The sequence below is a fragment of the Pseudomonas sp. NPDC089534 genome (assembly GCF_044749305.1).
GTDB classification, from domain to species: Bacteria; Pseudomonadota; Gammaproteobacteria; order Pseudomonadales; family Pseudomonadaceae; genus Aquipseudomonas; species Aquipseudomonas ekonensis.
In genome coordinates this window covers 1-426 of sequence record NZ_JBIVHR010000013.1, presented here as the reverse complement: position 1 = coordinate 426, position 426 = coordinate 1, and the positions used below count along the sequence as shown (strand labels likewise).

Annotated in this window: 1 protein-coding gene; it reads right to left on the bottom strand. The window is 66.0% G+C overall.

The genetic code is table 11. The annotated features are described in order from the left end of the window. Positions 1-395: DotU family type IV/VI secretion system protein (locus tag ACIP0B_RS05710; protein ID WP_400830523.1), on the bottom strand; the 395-nt coding region annotated here is incomplete at its 3' end. Positions 396-426 lie beyond the last annotated feature (31 nt).

Here is a 426-nt window from a genome sequence, read left to right as displayed (position 1 = left end):
CTGCTCACGACGGCTACGACGACCACGGTGCAGAGCACGTAACGGGCGGCCATCACCTGACTGCTCTCGGCGCCGTTGTGCAGGGCGCGCACCTCGAACAGCTTGAGCCCGGCGGTCAGGCGCTCGTTGAGCGCGTACAGGTCCTCGCGGGTTTCGCTGTGCTTGAGCCGCACCACTTCCGACAGCAGCTCGGAAGACGCCGCCACCAGCGAATTGAGGCTGATGTTGAAGGCTTCCGCCGGGCGCAGGCGCGCGGCGTAGATCATCCGTTCTTCCAGTTGCTCGAAGCGCGGCGGCGCGGCGAAGTCGGTCAGCGGACCCGACGCCGGGCCATGGCCCTGACGGTCGAGCAGGACGGTCTTGTCGTCCTGGTTGTGTTCCATGTCCTTGATCATGTCGGTCAGTTCCTGCTGGAATTGCCGGGCC